This is a genomic window from Streptomyces sp. Je 1-79 (assembly GCF_025195125.1).
In the GTDB taxonomy this organism is placed as follows: domain Bacteria; phylum Actinomycetota; class Actinomycetes; order Streptomycetales; family Streptomycetaceae; genus Streptomyces.
This window is the reverse complement of record NZ_JAMGSL010000001.1, coordinates 137,295-157,666: the sequence shown is the minus strand read 5'-3', so window position 1 is coordinate 157,666 and position 20,372 is coordinate 137,295. Positions and strand designations below refer to the sequence as shown.

The following is a 20,372-nucleotide window of genomic DNA, read 5'->3' as shown; positions in this document are numbered from 1 at the left end:
CCGTACGAGGTCAGGCTCGTATGTCCTCGGCGGCCTTCCCGGGGCCCGCGGCCCGCACCCCGGACCCGGCCTCGGGGCCCGAGCGGCCCGCGTGGTGGGCGAGCGCGGCGAGGCCGGCGGCGAGGGAGGCGAGGCCGCCGACGACGAAGCAGGCCCTGGCGCCCCACTCCGCGCCGACACGGCTCATGAGCAGCGCGCCGAGGGGGGTCGATCCCTGGAGGATGAGGGTGTAGAGGGCGAGGACCCGGCCGCGGTAGCGCGGGTCGCTGCCGAGCTGGACGCGGTGGTTGGCGGCCTGGGCGAAGTAGATCGAGGCGCCGCCGGTGAGGAAGAGCAGGACCACGGCGGCCGGGTAGCCGGGCGCCCAGCCGGCCGCGGTCTCCAGGACGGCGAAGACCAGGGCCGAACCGGTGACCAGACGCCCCGAGGGCCGTGACCTGCGGGCCGTGGTGAGGAACGCGGCGGTCAGCGAGCCGGCGGCGAAGGCGGTGGTGAGCAGGCCGAAGGAGGTGGCGTCGGCGTGGAACACCGTCTTGGCGAGCAGCGGCAGGGTGAGCTGGAAGTTCAGCCCGAAGAGACTCACTCCGGCGACCAGCGCGAGCGGCACCATGAGGTCGGGGCGGCCGCGCACGTGGCGCAGCCCGTCGATGACCCGGGCCCGGCCCGCGGGGGCGGGGGCGCGCCGGATCTCGTCGGGGCGCATCCGGCGCAGGGCGACGACGGTCGCCGCGTAGCTGAGCGCGTTGACGAGCAGGACCCAGCCGGTGCCGAACGCGGTGATGACCAGTCCGGCGACGGCGGGGCCGGCGACCCGGGCGACGTTGAAGTAGGCGGCGCTCAACGCCGACGCGTTGGGAAGCAGTTCGGGGCCGACCAGCTCGCCGACGAAGGACATCCGGGTGGGTACCTCGACTGCGTTGACCAGGCCCAGCGCGAGCGCGAACGCGTAGATGTGCGCGAGGCCCGCGCTGCCGGTGAGGACGAGGACGGCGAGGATCAGGGCGAGGAGTCCGGAGACGACGTTGGCCGCGGTCAGGAGCGCCCGCTTGTCGTAGCGGTCGGCCAGCCTCCCGCCGTACAGGGTGAGGAGCAGCATCGGGGTGAACTGCAGGGCGGTGACGGTGCCGAGGGCGGTCGCGGAGTCGTGGGTCAGCTCCAGGACGAGCCAGTCCTGCGCCACGACGGACATCCAGGTGCCGGCGACGGAGACGACCTGACCGGTGGCGAAGAGCCGGAAGTTGCGGACGCGCAGGGCCCGGAAGGGGTGCGTGGAGGCGGCCGGGTCTGTCATGCGTACGTGTCCTCGCTCTCGCGCCGCCGCGGGGCGCCGGATTCTCATGATCGGTCGCGGGCCGGGAGGGGTACAAGGGGCCTTGCTTCAGAGCTCTTTCAGGTTTCCGTCAGGGCTTGGTCAGAGCTCCGTATGGCTTGGGGTCCAGGGGCTCAGCCCGCCGACCGCGCCTCGTCGTCGGCGCGGGACAGGACGCAGGAGGTGACGACGACGAAGGGCCACACCGACTGCATGCAGGTCACGAGACGTTCGGCGACACCCGGAGCGCCCTGGCGGTTGGCCTCGAAGAAGAACCACAGCGCGCCGACGACCATCAGCACCGTCGCCCCGACGGCGGGCGCGAGCCGTAGCCCCCACGGCACGGCCTCCCCGCGGCCGACGGCCAGGACCGGCCACAGGGCGAGGAGGGTGAAACCGACCGCCGCGACCGAGCCGTGGCGCAGCGACCCTCCGCTGGTCGGCGCCGGGAGCAGGACCACCGCGAAGGCGGCCACTCCGCCGCCCGCCAGCGCCACGCGTCCGGCGAGGGCGGCCGGGCGCAGCCCCCAGGCGGTGAGGAGGTGGCAGACACCCAGCGCGAGCAGCGCTCCGGTCATCACCCAGAAGCCCTCGGCCCCGTAGGCCCCGAGCACGCTGATCGTCTGAGCGACGGGATCGTACGCGGGCCCCTCCAACCGGGCCGCGATCGCCCAGCCGCCGGCCAGGAGGAGAGGGGCGCACCCGGACGACACCAGGGCCCACCGAGGAACAGATCGCATCGGCCCACCGTAAGCGGATCACCTGCTTCCGCCGCGCGTACGCGGGCGGGTGGAATCCGAATGGGCGTGTGGGGAGCGGGGCGCCGGGCGCGCGCTGATCCTTAACCGGGCCCGGCGAAGGTACCGCCAAGGATCAGGCCGGGCCCGGGGACGAGGAAGCGGTCACCTTTCTGGCGAACCAGCCCGTGAACGCCTGCTCCTCGTCCTCGCCCCGGCGCTGCTCGGCCCGGACCAGAACCCTCTCGGCCTCCGCACGCCACGTCGCCGCGTCCGCGCGCGGCGGGGGCAGGAACACGCCTCGTTCGGCCGATTCGGCGGCGGCTCCGAAGAAGTCGCCGCCCTTGCGCTTGACGTCGTCCGTGCCCCAGGCGCGACCGGACTCGGGCCTGGGCACCTTCTGCAGGTGGGGAATGTGCTTGGCGCAGTGGATGTACGCCTCCTCGACGCTGACCTCCACCCACACCTGGGCGCGGCGGCCCGGCACGCTGTCGTACGGGAGGCCCGCGTGGGCCCGGCGCATGGCGTCGTCGGCCACGACCCGCGCCCGGCCGTTGACGTGGAGCCCTATGCGGTCCCGGAGGAAGTCCACCATGAGGATGCCGACGTGGGCGTTCTCCTCGATGTTGCCGAGGCTGGCCTGGACGCCGTTGCCCCGGTACTCGGGGTAGGCGAGCGTCCGGTCGTCCAGGACGTGGAGGAAGCCGGGCGGCCCGGCCCGGAAGGTGTTGTCGCACTCGCCGTGCCGGTCGGCGGTCGCCAGGAAGAACATCTCCTGGCGCGCCACGAACTCGCGCATCCGGGTGTTGAGCCGGTCGAGGACCTGGTCGGCGTAGAACCGGTCGGCCCGCTCGGTGGTGCCCATGCGCTGCTGGACCAGGTGCTCGCCGTCGCTGCCCGGGCGTGTGGTGCGGACCGGCGTCGGCTGCCGGTACCCGGCCTGTTCGAAAGTGCTCAATTCCTTGCCCCGACCAGTTCCTCGATGGAGTCGTGCCGTATGCGGTGGGTCGGGATGCCGATGCCGACCAGGGTGTCGACGCCGCGTCTGATCATGCCGGGCGGGCCGGAGAGGTAGGCGTCGTAGGTGTGCCACGGGCCGTACTGGCACACCGCGTCGGGCAGTTGGCCGCAGAGCTCGCCCGCCGGGCCGTCGTCGACGACGGGGCGGACCGAGAGCCAGGGGTGCGACTGCTGCATCCGGAGCATGGTGTCGATGTCGTACAGGTCGTGGTCGCGTCGCGCCCCGTAGAAGACCTGGACGGAACGGCGTCTGCCGTGCTGGGCCACGTCCTCGACCAGGGCCTTGATGGGCGCGATGCCGGTGCCTCCGCCGAGGCACAGGAGCCCGTTGTCGCTGCTGTGGTCCACGGTCATGGACCCCAGGGGCGCGCCGAGCCGGATCACGTGACCGGGGCGGGCGCGGTGCACGAGGGCGTTGGAGACCCAGCCCGCCGGCACGGCCTTGACGTGGAAGGAGAGCAGCCCGTCGGACCGGGGCGCGGAGGCGAAGGAGTAGTGCCGCCAGACGCGCGGCCACCAGGGGGTCTCCAGGGCGGTGTACTGACCGGCGAGGAAGGGGTAGGGCTGGTCGGGGCGGACCGTCACGACCGCGATGTCCCGGGTGCGCATCTCGTGGCCGACGACCTCCGCCTGCCACCAGGCGGGGGCACGGAGTTCGTCCTGGGCCGCCGCGTCGATCATGATCTGGGAGATCGCGGTGTAGGCGCCCACCCAGGCCGCTTCGGTCCTCGGCCCCCAGCTCTCCGGGGCGTAGCTCGCGAGGGCGCCGAGCAGCGCCTCGCCGACGGCCGGGTAGTGCTCGGGGAGCGTGCCGTACTTGCGGTGGCCACGCCCGAGCCGGGAGAGGTACGCGGTCAGGGTGTCGGCATCGTCCACGTGGGTCGCGGCGGTGAGCAGCGCCGTGAAGAGGCGGTCCCGCTGGGTGTCCATCGCCGCCGGGAACAGGGCGCGCAGGTCCGGGTGCTTGAGGAAGAGCAGCGCGTAGAAGTGCGAAGTGACCTTGTCCGCGATCGGCTCGATCTCGGCGAGGGTGCGGCGCAGCAGTGCGGCGTCGGACGTGTCCTCGGGTGCAGCGGTACGGGGCGCCGGCGCGGGCCGTGCGGGTGGAGCGGCCTGGGCGGGCCGCTGCCCCTGCGGGGGTCGCGCCTGCGGAGCGGTCCGCTGCTCCGGTACGGACGGGCCGGAAGGCGCGTACGGTCCGGAAGGCGCGCGCGGTGTGGAGGGGGAGGGCGGTGCCTGCGGTGCGGGTGCCGTGCCGCCCGGGGTGGTGCCCCCCGGGCTCCGTCCGAACCAGCCTCCGTCCCGGCTCTCGCCGCCGGAGTTCGCGCCGTCGGCCGACATGGTGGTCGGACCATCCATCGGTGTGCCTCGCCTCGAACGTCTTTCTGTCGGTCTTCGCGCGTGGGGTCCGATTGTGCCCCGATGTACCTCTCCCTATCGGAATTCCACGTAAGCGCACCCGTCACTTCGAAAGTGGCGGTATATGCCGCGTTCGACAGGGGGCACGGGCGTGCGAACGGGCTCGACCCTACCCCGCGTCCGGGTTTCCATGAAGGCTCGATTCGGCCCTCCCTATGTGCCCGGGTTTCCCCTGGTCACAGCGGCAAACACGTGGTGAACCAGGGGTTTCGTGGCGAGTTGGCGGCGAAGTGCGAACATCTGGCGCGAAGACGATCACAGAATGTGCGCGGGGTCTTCACTTCGTGCGAGGTGCTGCCACAGGAAGGTGTGCATGAGGGCGTTGTTGTGGGCGGTCTGTTCGTTGTCACTGGCGCCCGCGTGGCCACCGCCGGTGTTCTCGTGGAACAGGACCCGGTGCCCGAGTGCGCGCAGGCGCGCGGCCGTCTTGCGGGCGTGGCCGGGGTGGACGCGGTCGTCACGGGTGGAGGTCATCAGCAGGACCGGCGGGTAGGCGCGGTCCGCGGTGAGCCGGTGGTAGGGGGAGAGCTCCAGGAGGTGGGGACGGTCGGCGTCCTCGTCGGGGTTGCCGTACTCGGCGATCCAGGACGCGCCCGCGAGGAGCCTGTGGAAGCGGGTCATGTCGAGCAGCGGGACCTGGGCGACGATGGCGCCGAAGAGCTCCGGGTGGCGGGTGAGCATCGCGCCCATGAGCAGTCCGCCGTTGCTTCCGCCCGCCGCGCCGAGGGTGGCGGGGGTGGTGATGCCGCGCGCGACGAGGTCCTGGGCGACGGCGGCGAAGTCCTCGAAGGCCCGCGGCCGGTCGGCCCGGAGAGCCGCCCGGTGCCAGTCCGGCCCGTACTCCCCGCCTCCCCGGATGTTCGCGATGACATAGGTGCCGCCGCGCTCCAGCCAGGCCCGTCCGCGCACGGCGCCGTAGGAGGGGGTGAGGGAGACCTCGAAGCCGCCGTAGCCGTAGAGCAGGGTGGGGCCGGGGCCGGTGACGGCACGGTCCGGGCCGATCACGAAGTACGGCACCCGTGTCCCGTCGCGGGAGGTGGCGAAGAACTGTTCCACCGCGAGGCCCGCCGTCTCGAAGCGCGCGGGCGCCTGCTTGAGGATCTCCGTGTCGGCGCCGATCCGCCCCCGGTAGAGGGTGGAGGGCTGCAGGAACCCGGAGACGTCCAGGAAGTACTCGTCGGAGACGTCCGGGTCGGTGTCCACGACGGAGACGGCGGACAGCGGCGGGACGTCGGTGAGCGGCGCGCGCGCCCAACCGGCCTCTCCCGCCGCCGGGGTGAGGATCTCGATGCGGGTACTGACGTCACGCATCGTCTCCAGGAGCAGATGGTGGCGGGTCCAGGAGTGCCCGGCCAGAGCGGTCCGCTCGTCGGGGGTGAAGAGCACCTCCGCGGTGCGGTCGCCCGCCAGGAAGGCGTCGAAGTCGAAGGCCAGCAGGGAGCCGGCCGGCTGTCCGAGCCAGCCGGACTTCAGGGTGACGATCAGATGGTGACGATGGGCATAGACGCGGGCGTCCTCGGGGACGTCGATCTTCACGAGTTCCCCGCCGGGGGGCACGAGGTACGTCTCGCTGCGGTAGAAGTCCATCGCGCGGCCGACGAAGTCCCGCTCGAAGCCCGGTGTGGTGTCGCGCAGCCCCCAGGCCGCCACGTCCGCGGGCTCGGCCTCGAAGACCACGGCCGCCTCCTCCAGCGGCGTGCCCCGCCGCCAGCGGCGTACCGTGCGCGGATAGCCGGACTCGGTCAGCGAGCCCGGCCCGAAGTCCGTGCCGACGAAGACGGTGTCCTCGTCGATCCACCCGATCCGTGTCTTCGCCTCGGGCAACCGGAACCCGCCGTCGACGAAGGCCCGGGTGGCGAGGTCGAACTCGCGGACCTCCACGGCGTCGCCGCCGTCGCGCGACAGGCACACCAGCGCCAGGTCGTCCTCGGGACGGCGCACCCGCGCGCCCGCCCACACCCACTTCTCCTCTTCCGTCGCGGCGAGCGCGTCGACGTCGAGGAGGACCTCCCACTCGGGCTCGTCCTTGCGGTACCGCTCCAGCGTCGTGCGCCGCCACACGCCCCGCACATGCGTGGCGTCCCGCCAGTAGTTGTAGAGGAACGCGCCGCGGCGCGTGGTGTACGGAACGCGGTCCGATGCGTCCAACGCCTCCCGCAGGCGCTCCTTGAGGGAGGCGAAGCCGTCGTCGGCGGTCAGCGCCGCCGCCGTCTCCGCGTTCCGCTCGGCCACCCACGCCAGCGCGGCCTCGCCCTCGACGTCTTCCAGCCACAGATACGGATCGTCATCGGTCACACACCGCATTGTGCCGGTGGCGGCCCCCCTCGCGCCTGCCGAAAACCTGCACAACGTGAGCGTGTTGAGGGCGGCCTCCTTCACCGTTCCTCGACCGGGACGGGACGGAAGGCGTCCGGGTGACGCTGTTCTGTCCCATACATTCCCCCCGCGCGACAGGGGTCCGGAATCTGTTACTCGTTCCTGCGAAGAAGGTGTCGGCATTCCGTGAATATGGGCTCACGGCCGTTGCCCGAGGTACACAACCGATCACGACGAAGCGTCAACGGAATTGGTCCGCCCACCCGTTCGCGTGCTTTGATCGGCCCGCTGCGGCCGCAGAAACGGATTCCCCCCCAACGAATGAAGGGTGCGCATCATGCGTCACGACCTTGAGACGGTTGAGATCTCCGACGCCGACCTGGACGCCGTCTCCGGCGGTCTCGTCGCCCTCTCCGGTGGCCTCGCCGGTGCCGCGACCAGCGACGTCACGGGCCTGCTCGGCACCGTCGGCTCCCTCCAGACGGTCCAGGGCGTCGAGAGCCTCGCCACCGGCATCCCCGGCCTGGCGCAGGGCATCACCGGCGTCTCGGTGAACACCGCCGGCATCACCGGTCTCGCCGGTCTCTGAGCCGAAATACCGCCCGTGAACCCCGGAACCTTCCCGGTTCCGGGGTTCACGGGCTCCCCCGTACCCGAATGATCCGAATGCAGTCGAGGGAATAGTCCGTGCAGTTCCGCCAGAAGGCGCTTTCCAAGCTGCAATCACCCGAAGAACTCGATGTGCCGGTACGTTTCGCACGCCCGCAGGGGCGTCTCGTCCTGGCCGTCACCGTCGTCGTGATCGCCGTCGCGGGCTACTGGGCCCTGACCGGCACGGTGGCGTCCAAACTGAGCGCGCCCGGCGTCCTCACCCACGCCGAGGGCAGCTACCTGCTGCAGAGCCCGGTCGCCGGACAGGTCACCGAGGTCCTCGTCGAGGAGGGCCGGTCCGTCTCCCCCGGGGCTCCCGTGCTGACCGTCCGTACGGACAAGGGGGACCGGCCCGTGCGCGCGGTGGCCGGCGGCCGGGTGACCACACTCTTCGCCCGGATGGGCTCGGTCGTCTCGACCGGGGCGGACGTGGCGACGGTGGAGCGCGTGACCGATCCGAAGGACCCGTTGGTGGCCATGCTGTACCTCCCGGGCGACGAGGCCTCGACGATCCAGGCGGGCGCCCGGGTCGATCTCGGCGTCCAGTCCGCCCCACGGGACCGTTTCGGGGTCCTGCGCGGCCGCGTCGAGGCCGTGGGCCGGACTCCCCAGACGCGGGCGCAGATCGGCGCCTTCCTCGGCGACAGCGGGCTCGCCGCGCAGTTCTCACGGCAGGGCAACCCCGTCGCGGTGCTCGTGCGTCTCGACCGCTCCTCCGCCACCCCCTCCGGTTACGCCTGGTCCTCGGCGGACGGCCCCCCGCACCCGGTCGACTCCGGTACGCCGGTCACCGGCGCCGTCCACCTGTCCGCGCAGCGCCCCGTCGACTGGCTGCTGCCGTGACCGCGCCGCCGGAGTCCACGCGGGAGGGCAGCCGCTCCCGGTCCCGCGCCTCGGCCCGCCGCCTCCCGCCCGCGCGCCGCCGGCGCGGCCCCGCGCCCAAGGGCCGGCGGCCCCGGACCGTGCGCACCCCCACGGTGCTGCAGATGGAGGCCGTCGAGTGCGGCGCCGCCGCGCTGGCCATGGTGCTCGCCCACTACGGCCGCTTCGTCCCGCTGGAAGAGCTCCGCATCGCCTGCGGTGTCTCCCGCGACGGGTCCCGGGCGAGCAACCTGCTGAAGGCCGCGCGGAGTTACGGCCTCCAGGCCAAGGGCATGCAGATGGACCTGACCGCCCTCGCCGACGTCGCCGCGCCGGCCGTCCTGTTCTGGGAGTTCAACCACTACGTCGTCTACGACGGCATGGGGCGCCGCTTCGGCCGCAGGGGCGTGTACGTCAACGACCCCGGCAAGGGCCGCCGGTTCGTCCCCATGGACGAGTTCGACACGAGCTTCACCGGGATCGTGCTCACCTTCGAGCCCGCCCCGGGCTTCCGCCGCGGTGGCCGCCGGCCGGGCGTCATGAGCGCCCTGCCCTCCCGGCTGCGCGGCACGTCCGGCACCATGGCCGCCGCCGTGGTCTCCAGCCTGCTGCTGGTCGTCGTCGGCGCGTGGGTGCCCGCGCTGAGCCGTACGTACATCGACATGTTCCTCATCGGGAACCAGACGTCGCTGCTTGCCGTGCTCTTCGCGGCGATGGCGACCACCCTGGTCCTCACCGCGACGCTGACCGCGCTGCAGCAGGCGAACCTGCTGCGCGGGCGCATCATCTCCTCCACGCTGGGGAGCGCCCGCTTCCTGCGGCATCTGCTCCGGCTGCCCCTCACCTTCTACGCCCAGCGGAACCCGGCCGACCTGGTCCAGCGCCTGCAGTCCAACGACGCGGTCGCCGAGACACTCGCCCGCGACCTGGCCGCCGCGGGCGTGGACGCCGTGGTGGTGCTCCTGTACGCGGTGCTGCTCTGGACGTACGACCCGCAGCTCACCGTCGTCGGCGTACTGATCGCGCTGCTGAACGTGGTGGCCATGCGGATCGTGATCCAGCTGCGGGCCACCGACACGCAGAAGCTGCGCGCCGAGAGCGCCCGGCTGACCAACACCTCGTACAGCGGTCTCCAGCTCATCGAGACGATGAAGGCGACCGGCGGCGAGAACGGCTTCTTCCGCCGCTGGGCCGGTCAGCACGCGACGACGCTCGACGTCCAGCAGCGGCTGGGCGTGCCCAGCGCCTGGCTGGCGGTCGTCGCGCCCACCCTGGCCGCGCTCAACAGCGCCCTGATCCTCATGATCGGCGGTCTGCGGGCGGTGGAGGGGCATCTCTCCGTGGGCCTGCTCGTCGCCTTCCAGGCGCTGGTGACCAGCTTCACCGCGCCGATCACCCGCCTCAACGGCGTGGCCGGACGGATCCAGGACTTCGCGGCCGACGTCGCCCGGCTCAAGGACGTCGAGAACTTCCCCGTCGACCCCGTCTACACACGCCGCGAGCCGCCGGCCAGGACCCGCCGGCTCAAGGGGCATGTGGAGCTGGACGCCGTCACCTTCGGCTACAGCCCGCTGGACGCCCCGCTCCTGAAAGACTTCTCGCTCTCGGTCGGCCCCGGACAGCAGGTCGCTCTCGTCGGCGGCTCGGGCAGCGGCAAGTCGACCGTGTCCCGGCTGATCTCCGGCCTCTACACCCCGTGGGAGGGCGCCATCCGGATCGACGGGATGCGTCTGGAGGACATCCCGCGCAGCGCCCTGGCCGCCTCCGTCTCCTTCGTCGACCAGGACGTCTTCCTCTTCGAGGGCACGGTCCGCGACAACATCGCGCTGTGGGACCCCTCCGTCCCGGACGAGGCCGTCGTCGCCGCACTGGAGGACGCGGCCGTGTACGACGTGGTCGCCCGCCGCCCCGGCTCCATCCACAGCCGCGTCGAGCAGGACGGCCGCAACTTCTCCGGCGGACAGCGTCAGCGTCTGGAGATCGCCCGGGCGCTGGTGCGCCGTCCCAGCGTCATGGTCCTCGACGAGGTGACCAGTGCCCTGGACGCGTCGACCGAGCAGGTCATCATCGACAACCTGCGTCGCCGCGGCTGCGCCTGCGTGGTCATCGCCCACCGGCTCAGCACGGTGCGCGACAGCGACGAGATCGTCGTGCTCGACCGGGGCACGGTCGTGGAGCGCGGCCGGCACACGTATCTGGTCGCCTCGGGCGGCGCGTACGCCGAACTGGTCAAGGAGCACTGAGGTGACGTTCCCTCACCAGCCGACGCACCAAGCGACACACCAGCCGACGGTCGTCGTCGACGCCGTCGTCGCGGCCCTCGGCGGTCTCGGCACGGCGGTCGACTGCACCGGCATGGGCAGCGTCCCGCTCGAAGGCCCGCACGTGCTGTGGCTCGTCGTCGACGGCGCCATGGACCTGTTCGCCGTCGACGCCGCGCAGCTCGGCCCCTGGCACTTCCTCGGCCGGCTGGAGACGGGCACGCTGCTGCTCGGACCGGTGGAGGGGCCCGAGCACACCCTGATCGGCCGCCCTCTGGAGGGGTGCCTGCTGCGTCGCGTGGAACTGCGCGAGCTGTCGTTCACCGGCGGCCAGTGGTACGACGGGCAGTGGTACGCCGACCAGGACCCGTACACGGCGGCCGCCGAGCCCAGCCTCAGCCCCCTGGAGCACGCCTTCGCGCTCGGCATCGGCCGCGGCCTGCGCGTGCTGTACCAGGCGCCGTCGGACGGCCCCGCCGCCCACGACACCGGCGGGGCGGACGACGACGTCCTGTGGATGCAGATCGCCCCCGGCAGCGTGCGCTACGGAGCGGCGTACGAGGGGTACGGGGAGGACACCGCCGGCACACTCCTGGTCGACCCGGCGATGTGGCAGAGCATGGTCGACCAGCAGTTCCGGCTGCTGTACGCGCTGGACAGCTGGATCGAGCGGCTGGAGCGCGCCCACGAGGACCGTACGGCGGCCGGGATCGAGGCGGGCCGCGCCGCCCGTACCCGGGCGGACGAGGCGCTGCTCGCCTCCATCGGCCGCTCCGGCGGTTCGGGCGCCTCCGGCCGGGGCTCCCGGGGGCGCGCGAGCGACGACGCGACGTACGCCGTGTGCCGGCTGGTCGCCGACGAGGCCCGGATCACGCTGGCCGGGCCGGCCGAGGCGACCGGGCTGCCCGGACGCCTCGACCCCGTCGAACGCGTGGCGCTCGCCTCCCGGATCCGTACCCGCGTCGTCCGCCTCGGCGGCCGCTGGTGGAGGGAGTACACCGGACCCCTGGTAGGCCGTCGCGAGGAGGACGGGAGCCCGGTCGCGCTGCTGTGGCGGCGCGGCCGGTACGAGGCCGTGGACCCCGCGACCGGCGCGCGCGAGCGGATCGGCCGAGCCGACGCGGACCGCTTCGAACCGCGCGCCGTGATGTTCTACCGCCCGCTGCCCGACCGGCCGCTTGGCCTGCTGCCGCTGCTGCGCTTCAGCCTGCGCGGCACCCGCGCGGAGCTGCGGACGCTGCTGCTCGCCGGGCTCGTCGCCGTCGGCCTGGGCGCGCTGGTGCCCATCGCGACCGGCAAGGTGCTGGGCGAGTACGTCCCCCGGGCCGAGAACGGGCTCATCGTGCAGACCGCGCTGGCGATCATCGCGACGAGTGTCGTCTCCGCCTCCTTCATGCTGCTGCAGAACATCTCCATCCTGCGCATGGAGGGCCGGATCGAGGCCACCTTGCAGCCCGCCGTGTGGGACCGGCTGCTGCGGCTGCCGACGAGGTTCTTCGCGGGTCGCTCCACCGGCGAACTGGCCAGTGCGGCCATGGGCATCAGCGCCATCCGCAGGGTGCTGTCCGGCACCGGGCCCGTGGTCGTCCAGGCCGGCACCGTCGGCACGATGAACCTGGTCCTGCTGCTCGTCTACAGCGTGCCGCTCGCCCTGGCCGCCGTCGCCATGCTGCTCGTCATCGCGGCGGTGTTCCTGGGCCTGGGGCTGTGGCAGCTGCGGTACCAGCGGCAGCTGATCCGGATCGGCAACAAGCTCAACAACCAGGCGTTCCAGACCCTGCGCGGGCTGTCCAAGCTGCGGGTGGCCGGGGCGGAGAGCTTCGCGTACGCGGCCTGGGCCGGCGAGTTCGCCCGGACCCGCGAGCTGCAGCAGCGCATCGGCCGGATCAAGAACGTGCTCACGGTGCTCGGCGCGGTCTGTCTGCCGCTGTGCACGCTCGTGATGTTCATGCTGCTGGCCGGCCCGGCACGGGGGTCGATGTCCGCCAGCGAGTTCCTCACGTTCAGCACCGCCGTGACGATGCTGCTGTCGTCGGTCACCCAGCTCACCGGCGCGCTCCTGTCGGCCGCGGCGGTGCAGCCGATGTTCGAGCAGGTCAAGCCGGTGTTCCGGGAGACGCCCGAGGTCCGCGGCTCCAGCGCCCAGCCGGGCGAGCTGAGCGGGGCGATCGAGGCCGAGAACCTGTCCTTCCGCTACTCCGACGACGGCCCCCTGGTTCTCGACGGGGTCGACTTCCAGGTGCGGCCGGGCGAGTTCGTGGCGGTCGTCGGCGCCAGCGGCTGCGGCAAGTCGACGCTGCTGCGGCTGCTCATCGGCTTCGACCGGCCGACGTCCGGCGGTGTCCGCTACGACGGCCAGGACCTGGCGGCGCTGGACCAGGCGGCCGTGCGCCGCCAGTGCGGTGTCGTCCTGCAGAACGCCCAGCCGTTCTCCGGCTCGATCCTCGACTGCATCTGCGGCGCCGAGTCGTTCCCCCTGGAGGACGTGTGGGCGGCCGCCGCGATGGCCGGCCTGGCCGAGGACATCAAGGCCATGCCGATGGGACTGCACACGATGCTGTCCGACGGCGGCGGGACCATCTCGGGCGGGCAGCGCCAGCGGCTGATGATCGCCCAGGCCCTCATCCGCAGGCCTCGGATCCTCTTCTTCGACGAGGCGACGAGCGCGCTCGACAACGAGGCGCAGCGGGTGGTCATCGAGTCGACCCGGGCGTTGAACGCGACCCGTGTCGTGATCGCCCACCGGCTGTCCACGATCATGGACGCCGACCGGGTGATCGCCATGGCGGACGGGCGGATCGTCCAGCAGGGCTCGCCGGCCGAACTCCTCGCCGACACCTCGGGGCTCTTCCACGAACTGGTCCGCCGTCAGCTGCGCTGATCCGACGGTCGCGCGTTGTCACATGGGCCGCGCCGGCTCGCGCGGGCCGCGGGCCAGGTGGAGGCCGGTGGCCGTGGCGAGCACCGTGACACAGGCGGTGAAGATCAGCCCGGCGGAGTCGAGCCCCACCCACATCGTGAGCGCGCCGACGCCCACGACGGGCAGGGAGATGCCCGCGTAGGCGACGACGAAGAACGAGGAGACCGTCGCCGCCCGGTGCGCGGGCGGGGCCGCCTCGCCGACGGCGGTCAGTCCGGCGCGGAAGGCGAGCCCCTGGCCGATCCCTCCGCAGACCGCTCCGGCCACCAGGAGCGGCAGCGTCTCCACCCACAGGGACGCGCCGACGAGCAGGAGACCGACCACCAGGACCAGACAGCCCAGCGGCAGGGCGACGCGTACGGCCAGCCGGGATGTCCACGACTGCCCCACGGTCGAGGAGAGGAACACCGAGAAGACCACGAGGCCCGAGACCGCCAGGTTGGTGATGCCGAGGGTCTGGGAGACGAAGCTCGGCGCCACCGCGGTGAACAGACCGAGCAGCGAGAATCCGGCGAAGGCGGCCAGCGCCGAGGGCGTGAAGACGCCGCGGACCTGGGAGGGGACGTACAGGCCCTGCGGCCTCGGCCGGGTCCGGAGCCGCGGCTCCTTCACCGTCTCCGGCAGGAACAGCACGATGACGCAGCCCACGCAGACCAGCGCGAGGTGGGCCAGGAACGGCAGCGACAGCGGCCTCGGGGCGTACTCCGCCAACAGCCCGGACAGCAGGGGCCCGCAGCCGAGACCTCCCATGTTCGCGGCGGTCGCCGCGAACCCGGCGCGGGACCTGCGTTCCGGCCGCGCCAGCTCCAGCACGGTGACCGTCCCCGCCCCGCTCAGCAGCCCGGCGGAGAAGCCGGACAGCAGCCGGCCGGCGAACAGGAACGGCAGTCCGCCCTCGAAGAGGAAGAACAACGCGCTCGCCGCCGCCAGGCCCAGGGCAGTCCACAGGACGGGGCGGCGCCCCACCGCGTCCGAGTGGTTGCCCACGAGCAGGAGCGTGGCGATGACGCCGACGGCGTAGCTGGCGAAGATCACCGTCACCATCAGCTCGGAGAAGCCCAGCTCCTCGCGGTACAGCCCGTACAGCGGTGTGGGAAGCGTCGTGCCCGCCATGCCGATGGCGAAGACGACGGCCGCCGCCACGTAGCCGAGGTGCCGGTCGTGACGCGAGGCGCGGCGGGCCGGAGCGGCCGCGCGGCTCATCCCGACACCCCGGCACGCGCCAGGGCGAACACGCCGAGGACGATCAGACCGACGCCCACCAGCTCCGGCACCAGCCACCATCCCATGCGTACGTCCTCCTCGTAGATCAGGATGCCCAGCATCAGGCTCACCGTGGCGTCGCCGAGGGTCAGCGCGGGCTGGGAGGCGACCAGCGGCCCGCCCTGCATGGCGTGTTCGAGCAGGAGCAGCGCCGCGACCCCGGCCACACAGAAGGCGTACGTCTGCCAGGCCGTCAGAAACGCGGTCAGACCGTAGTCGTCCAGGATGTGCATGGACGTCTTCATCAGGCCCGCGGTGAGCGCGTAACAGATCGCCGTGGCGGCGCCGAGGCATCCCGCGCGGGCACGGCCCGCGGGTCTGCGCAGGCCGACCGTGGCCAGGGCCACCACCGCGGCGGCGCACACCACGAGGGCCGGGATCCAGCGGTCCAGCGCCACGTGCGTACGGTTGCCGGCGGGGGAGGCCGCCAGGAGCGCCACCCCGAGCCCCGCCACCACGGCGGCCACGGCCAGCCACTGCGCCGCCGGCAACCGCTCCCGTGACATCAGCGAGGCCAGCAGCAGCGCGAGCGGCAGCTCCAGCACGAAGAGCGGTTGTACGAGCGCCAGCGGGCCGGTCGCCAGGGCCGCCGCCTGCCCCACCCCGGCGACGATCACCGCGAGGATGCCGGCGAGCCAGAGCGGGCGCTTCAGCAGATCGAGGATCAGGCCGGGCCGGAACGAGTCGGTCTGACGGACGGTGAGCGCGGCACGGCGCTGCAGCACCGTGGCGAGCGCGTTGCTGAACGCGGCACAGAACGCGAAGAGGACCGGCAGGACGACGCCCATCCGCCGATACTCACCGGCACCGGTGGGTGGCCCGGCGACGACACCGGGCCGGGCCCCGGGTTCACCCTGTACGCGCCCCTCCTGAGCCCGGTCGGCCGAATACCGGGCCTCGGGCGTGGCCCGCGCGGCCCGGGGTGGTACGTCGTTGGCCATGCGACAAGGCACACCGCCGCCGGTGATCCCGTTCCTTCGTACCGCCGCCGCGTACGCGTGGCGTCTGCTCGTCGTCGGCGCGCTGGTCTACAGCCTGTTCGCCCTGCTCGGGCGGTTCCACGAGATCGGTGTGGCCGTGTTCCTCGGTCTGGTGGTCACCGCCCTGCTGCGCCCGGTGGCCGATCTGGTCGCCAAGGGGCTGCCCCGGCCGCTGGCGGTGACCGTCACCGTCCTCGGCAGCATCGCGCTGGTCCTGGGCGTCCTCGCGCTGGTCGGCGAGGCGGTGGACCATGACCGGACCACCCTGGTACGCGAGTTCCGGGAGGGCATCGACCGGATCGAGGACTGGCTGGAGCGGCCGCCGTTCCGGCTGAACCCGGAGGCGCTCTCGGACGTCCAGGGCCGGATCGGGCAGTTCCTGTCCAGCCATCGCTCGACGCTGATCAGCGAGGCGATGAGCGGTGCGCACCGGTTGGTGGCGGTGCTCACCACGCTGGCCCTGGCGCTGTTCTGCTCGGTGTTCTTCATCCACTCCGGCGACCGCCAGTGGGTGTGGCTGCGGGAGCAGCTGCCCGGGTCCGTACGTGGGCACATGGACATCGGGGGCCGTGCGGCCTGGCGTACCTTCACCGGCTACACGCACGGCATCGTGCTGGTCGCCGCGGTGAACGCGGTGCTCGTCGGGCTGGCCCTGTGGCTCCTCGGTGTTCCGCTGGCGGTCCCGCTGGCGCTGCTGGAGTTCATGGCCGCGTTCATCCCGCTGATCGGCTCCCCGATCGCGCTCGCGGTCGCCGCCATCGTGGCGCTCGCCTCGCAGGGCCCGTGGGTGGCGGCGATCGTCATCGCCCTGATCGTGGTCATCGGTCAGATCGAGGGGCATCTGCTGCACCCGCTCGTCATGAGCTGGGCCGTACGGCTGCACCCCCTGGTGGTGGCGATCTCGGTGATCGCCGGGGCGATCGCCGCGGGCGTCGTGGGGGCCGTGGTGGCCGTGCCGCTGGTATCGGTGGTCTGGTCGGTCTACACGGCGCTGCGGGACGCGCGCGAGGAGGCCGAGGGCGAGCCCGGGGCGGCGGCCTCCGTGCGAAGGTGAGGTCATGGACGTCGAGCAGGTCATCGATGAGCTGTACGGGGCGGCGCCGGAGGAGTTCGTCGCGGCCCGTGACGCGCGGTCGGCCGAGGCGCGGAGCTCGAAGGACACGTCCGCGGCGAAGCGGATCGCCGCATTGCGCCGCCCGACGCTGGCCGCCTGGGCCTCGAACCGTTTCGTACGGGAACGGCCGGAGGACGTCCGCCGGCTGCTGACGCTCGGCGAGACGCTCCAGGAGGCCACCCGCCTGCTGGACGCGACGAAGCTGCGCGAGGCCGCCGGGGTGCAGAACAAGGTGATCGCCGCCGAGGTCCGGGAGGCCGCGGCGGTCGCCGACGAGGCGGGCCACCCGCTGAGCGCCTCGGTCCGCCAGGAGGTCGAGCAGCTCTTCCGCGCCGTGCTCGCCGACCCGGAGATCGCGGCGGAGTGGTCGACGGGCCGGCTGGTGAAACCCCCGGAGGCCCCGGTGGGCTTCGGCACTATCACACCCGAGAGCCTCCCGCCCCGCGCCGCTCCGCGACGGAAGCCCGAGCCGGACGACGGCGCCCGCGCCGCCGCGAGGAAAGCCGAGAAGGAAGCCGAAGAGGCCGCTGCCGAGGCGGGCGCCAGAGACGAGGAACTGCATGCGGCGGAGGCACGGGCGAGCGAGGCGGACGCCCTCGTGGCCGACCTCGAAGAGCGGCTGAGCCAGGCGAAGGCGGAACGGCGAACCGCCCGAGCGGCGGCGAAGGAGGCGTCGAAGGCGGCCCGCGAAGCCCACCGGAGAGCCGAGGGCCTTCGCACCGAGGCGGGCGGCGACTAGGGGCTCCGGCAGGCCGAGCGACCCGTCGGTCTGGAGGAGGCGGTGGGCCAGGTCTGGGCATGGCTCGCCGCCGACGAGCACCGCCCGCTGCTGCGGCTGTGGGCCGAGGGGTACGCGCGCTCCCTCGTCGAACCCGACGGCGCCTGGGCGGGCTTCGCCCGCGCCACCGTGAACGACTGGCTCTACGTGCTCGCCGCCTGCCAACCCCAGCCGGAGAGAGACGGAGAGGACGGCACCGCCTGCCGCACCCTGGCACTGGCGGTGCTCCGAGGGGCCCGGGGCGAACGTCTGGAGGGATGCGACTCTATTCAAATTTGACTAGAGTGACGGGCATGGCCGAGAAGACGATTCCGATCCTGCCGTGCCCCAGCCTTCAGCCGGTGCTCGACTTCTACACCGCCCTCGGGTTCGAGGTGACCTTCCAGCAGAAGAGCCCCAACCCCTACGCCGTCGTGGAGCGCGGTGGCATAGAGCTCCAGTTCTTCGGACTGAAGCAGTACGACCCGGCCGCGTCCGTCAGCACGTGTTACGTCGTCACCGACGACGTGGACGGGCTGCACACGGCCTTCCGCGCCGGACTCAAGGCGGCGTACGGGCGGATACCGACCCGGGGGCTGCCGCGCATCGGTGCGCTCACGGACATGTCGTACGGCGTGCGGCAGTTCCTCATGACCGACCCGGGCGGCAACTGCGTCCGGGTGGGACAGCCCACGAGCCGGGATCCCCACCACCGGCCCGCGCCGGAGGAGACCTTCGCCCGTGCCCTGCACCACGCGACCCTCTTCGCGGACTCGAAGGACGACCCGGCGGGGGCGGCGAAGATCATCGACCGGGTGCTGGACCTCGCCGACGAACGCCCCGCCCCCGCGCAGCTTCTCCGCCTCCTCGTGCTGCGCGCGGACGTCGCCGGACGTCTCGGCGACGAGGGGACCGCGGCGACGGCGCGGGCCGATGCCGAGGCCGCCGCCGCCCTGCTCACCCCCGAGGAGCGGGAGTCGGTCGGCGACGAACTCGACCGTCTTCAGGAGCTGCGGGGCTGAGCGAGGACGGCCGCGACTTCAGGGGCTGAGCGCGGACGGCCGCGGGCCCCCGAAGGGCGTGCCCGGCAGCCCCTGCCCCGCGTCGCGCAGCACCAGCAGCGAGCCGGAGAGCGGGTGCGGGCGGGTCAGGCCGGTGCGGGCCGTGGTGATGTACAGGTCGTGGAGGCCGGGGCCGCCGAAGGCGCAGGCTGTGGGACGCCGTACGGGAAGGGTGACGACCCGGTCCAGGTCACCGCGCGGGGTGTAGCGGCGGATCTGCCCGCCGCCCCAGAGGGCGACCCACACACAGCCGTCCGCGTCGACCGCGAGTCCGTCGGGAAAGCCCGCACCGGGTTCGACGGTCGTGAAGGGGCGGCGGTGCGTGGCGAGTTCGGCGTCGGCGGGACAGACGTCGATCCGGCGGGTGGGGCTGTCGATGTGGTACATGAGGGAGCCGTCCGGGCTCCAGCCGATGCCGTTGCTGACCGTCACGGCGGGAAGCGCCTCCCGCGCGGTGCCGTCGGGCGCGAGACGGACGAGGTTTCCTCCGCCGGGGGCCTCGTCGTACCGCATGGCGCCCGCCCACAGCGCGCCGTCCGGGGCGACGGCGGCGTCGTTGCCGCGCCGTCCGGGGACGGGGTCGCGCAGGAGCCATCCGAAGGAGCCGTCCCGGTCGTACCGCCCTATGCCGTCCCGGAGGTTGACCACGAGTCCACCGTCCACGCACGGCTTCGCCGCGCCGACGTGCTGCTCGGTGGCCATGACGGTGCGCCGGCCGTCCGCCGGCGTGTAGGTGTGGACCCGCGAGCCGAGGATGTCGACCCAGATCAGCCGCCCGGCGACCGGGTCCCAGGTGGGGCCCTCGCCGAGCGCGGCCTCCGACCGGACGGCGACCGCGAGGTCCGGACTCATCGGGTGCCTCGGTGACCGAGCCGTACGGAGAGGTCGGCGGCGCCCTTGGCGGCCAGCTCGGCGAGTTCCCGCTCCCGGTCCTCGCTCCAGCGGATCACGGGGACGGAGACGGAGAGCGCCGCGACGACCCGTCCGGCGCTGTCGCGTACGGGTGCGGCGACACAGCTCACGTCCGGATTGGACTCCTGGTGTTCGACGGCGACGCCCCGCTCGCGGATCTCGGCGAGGGCCGCGCGCAGCGCGTCGTGGTCCGTGATGCTGTGGGGCGTCATCGCGACCAGTTCGCGGCCGTCGACACGGCTGTCCAGCTCGGCCGGCGGCAGCGAGGCGAGCAGCATCTTGCCGACGGCGGTGCAGTGCGCGGGCAGCCGGCGGCCCGCCGCGGAGACCATGCGGACCGCGTGGGTGGAGTCCACCTTGGCGACGTAGATGACGTCGGTGTCCTCCAGGAGCGCGACATGGACCGTCTCGTCGCAGATCGCGGCGACCTCGCAGGCCACCTGGCGCCCCTCGGCGGCGAGGTCCAGCTGCTCCGCGTACCGGCTGCCGAGCTGGTACGTGCGGACGCCCAGCCGGTAGCGGCCGGGCTGTTCGGTGACGTGCACGAGGTAGTTGCGGGCGGCCAGCGTGGTGAGCAGTTCGTGCACGGTCGTGCGTGGCAGCCCGAGCCTGCGGACGACCTCCGGTGCGGAGAGTGTCTCGTCGCCCGTCAGGAACAGCTCCAGTATGTCCAGCGCTCTGGCCACCGCGGGAACCTGTCGCCCCATCGCCGCTCACCCACCCCTCATGTTCGGCCTCGTTCGGTATTCCGACCGACAGTCGATATCGCGAACACAGGCTAACCGCACGCC

Annotated in this window: 16 protein-coding genes and 1 pseudogene; 8 read left to right on the top strand and 9 right to left on the bottom strand. The window is 72.7% G+C overall.

Going from position 1 to position 20,372, the window contains the following annotated elements; all coding sequences use genetic code 11:
* Positions 1-10: 10 nt before the first annotated feature.
* The 5 genes from M5362_RS00680 to M5362_RS00660 all read right to left on the bottom strand — a co-directional run bounded on the left by M5362_RS00680 (position 11) and on the right by M5362_RS00660 (position 6,789).
* The gene (locus tag M5362_RS00680) at positions 11-1,291 is read right to left on the bottom strand and encodes an MFS transporter (protein ID WP_260225217.1); all 1,281 of its coding nucleotides are present in this window, start codon (positions 1,289-1,291) and stop codon (positions 11-13) included.
* Between the two features lie 152 nt (positions 1,292-1,443).
* Positions 1,444-2,049, bottom strand: a complete 606-nt coding sequence (locus tag M5362_RS00675; protein ID WP_260225216.1) for a DUF998 domain-containing protein — start codon at positions 2,047-2,049, stop codon at positions 1,444-1,446.
* Positions 2,050-2,182: 133 nt separating this feature from the next.
* Positions 2,183-2,911, bottom strand: a complete 729-nt coding sequence (locus tag M5362_RS00670) for a pyridoxamine 5'-phosphate oxidase family protein (protein ID WP_260225673.1) — start codon at positions 2,909-2,911, stop codon at positions 2,183-2,185.
* Positions 2,912-3,000: 89 nt separating this feature from the next.
* Positions 3,001-4,425: a globin domain-containing protein gene (locus M5362_RS00665; protein WP_260225215.1), complete on the bottom strand. Its 1,425-nt coding sequence runs from the start codon at positions 4,423-4,425 to the stop codon at positions 3,001-3,003.
* Between the two features lie 315 nt (positions 4,426-4,740).
* A complete protein-coding gene (locus M5362_RS00660; RefSeq protein WP_260225214.1) occupies positions 4,741-6,789 on the bottom strand; it encodes a prolyl oligopeptidase family protein in 2,049 nt (682 codons plus the stop codon).
* Positions 6,790-7,138: 349 nt separating this feature from the next.
* Here M5362_RS00660 and M5362_RS00655 point away from each other — a divergent pair, with 349 nt between their 5' ends.
* The 4 genes from M5362_RS00655 (at position 7,139) to M5362_RS00640 (ending at position 13,455) form a co-directional block, all read left to right on the top strand.
* Positions 7,139-7,390: a hypothetical protein gene (locus M5362_RS00655; RefSeq protein ID WP_260225213.1), complete on the top strand. Its 252-nt coding sequence runs from the start codon at positions 7,139-7,141 to the stop codon at positions 7,388-7,390.
* 98 nt (positions 7,391-7,488) lie between these two features.
* Positions 7,489-8,295, top strand: a complete 807-nt coding sequence (locus M5362_RS00650) for an HlyD family efflux transporter periplasmic adaptor subunit (protein WP_260225212.1) — start codon at positions 7,489-7,491, stop codon at positions 8,293-8,295.
* Positions 8,292-10,556, top strand: a complete 2,265-nt coding sequence (locus M5362_RS00645) for an NHLP family bacteriocin export ABC transporter peptidase/permease/ATPase subunit (protein ID WP_374214382.1) — start codon at positions 8,292-8,294, stop codon at positions 10,554-10,556. The genes M5362_RS00650 and M5362_RS00645 overlap by 4 nt, the downstream gene beginning before the upstream one ends.
* 1 nt (position 10,557) lies before the next feature.
* Entirely contained in the window at positions 10,558-13,455 is a 2,898-nt protein-coding gene (locus tag M5362_RS00640; protein ID WP_260225211.1) for an NHLP bacteriocin export ABC transporter permease/ATPase subunit, read from the top strand.
* Between the two features lie 18 nt (positions 13,456-13,473).
* Here the strand turns inward: M5362_RS00640 and M5362_RS00635 are convergent, their stop codons facing one another.
* Positions 13,474-14,697, bottom strand: a complete 1,224-nt coding sequence (locus tag M5362_RS00635; protein ID WP_260225210.1) for an MFS transporter — start codon at positions 14,695-14,697, stop codon at positions 13,474-13,476.
* Positions 14,694-15,545 (bottom strand): DMT family transporter, encoded by an 852-nt coding sequence (locus M5362_RS00630; protein ID WP_260225209.1) that lies wholly within the window; start codon positions 15,543-15,545, stop codon positions 14,694-14,696. The genes M5362_RS00635 and M5362_RS00630 overlap by 4 nt, the downstream gene beginning before the upstream one ends.
* Before the next feature lie 151 nt (positions 15,546-15,696).
* Here M5362_RS00630 and M5362_RS00625 point away from each other — a divergent pair, with 151 nt between their 5' ends.
* The 4 genes and pseudogenes from M5362_RS00625 to M5362_RS00610 all read left to right on the top strand — a co-directional run bounded on the left by M5362_RS00625 (position 15,697) and on the right by M5362_RS00610 (position 18,630).
* Positions 15,697-16,791, top strand: coding sequence for an AI-2E family transporter (locus M5362_RS00625; RefSeq protein WP_260225208.1), 1,095 nt, complete (start codon positions 15,697-15,699; stop codon positions 16,789-16,791).
* A gap of 4 nt (positions 16,792-16,795) precedes the next feature.
* Complete coding sequence (locus tag M5362_RS00620; protein ID WP_260225207.1) at positions 16,796-17,590, top strand: hypothetical protein; 795 nt, start codon at positions 16,796-16,798, stop codon at positions 17,588-17,590.
* A 6-nt stretch (positions 17,591-17,596) separates the two neighbouring features.
* Positions 17,597-17,866, top strand: a pseudogene (locus M5362_RS00615) (TetR family transcriptional regulator); the annotation flags it as partial.
* Positions 17,867-17,922: 56 nt separating this feature from the next.
* Positions 17,923-18,630 carry a VOC family protein gene (locus M5362_RS00610; protein WP_260225206.1) on the top strand — a complete coding sequence of 236 codons (708 nt, stop codon included), beginning with the start codon at positions 17,923-17,925 and terminating at the stop codon, positions 18,628-18,630.
* 18 nt (positions 18,631-18,648) lie between these two features.
* On the opposite strand, the gene M5362_RS00605 is transcribed toward M5362_RS00610, so the two are convergent.
* Positions 18,649-19,521 (bottom strand): SMP-30/gluconolactonase/LRE family protein, encoded by an 873-nt coding sequence (locus tag M5362_RS00605; protein WP_260225205.1) that lies wholly within the window; start codon positions 19,519-19,521, stop codon positions 18,649-18,651.
* A complete protein-coding gene (locus M5362_RS00600) occupies positions 19,518-20,288 on the bottom strand; it encodes an IclR family transcriptional regulator (RefSeq protein WP_260225204.1) in 771 nt (256 codons plus the stop codon). Before M5362_RS00600 ends, M5362_RS00605 begins: the two co-directional genes overlap by 4 nt.
* Positions 20,289-20,372: the final 84 nt, after the last annotated feature.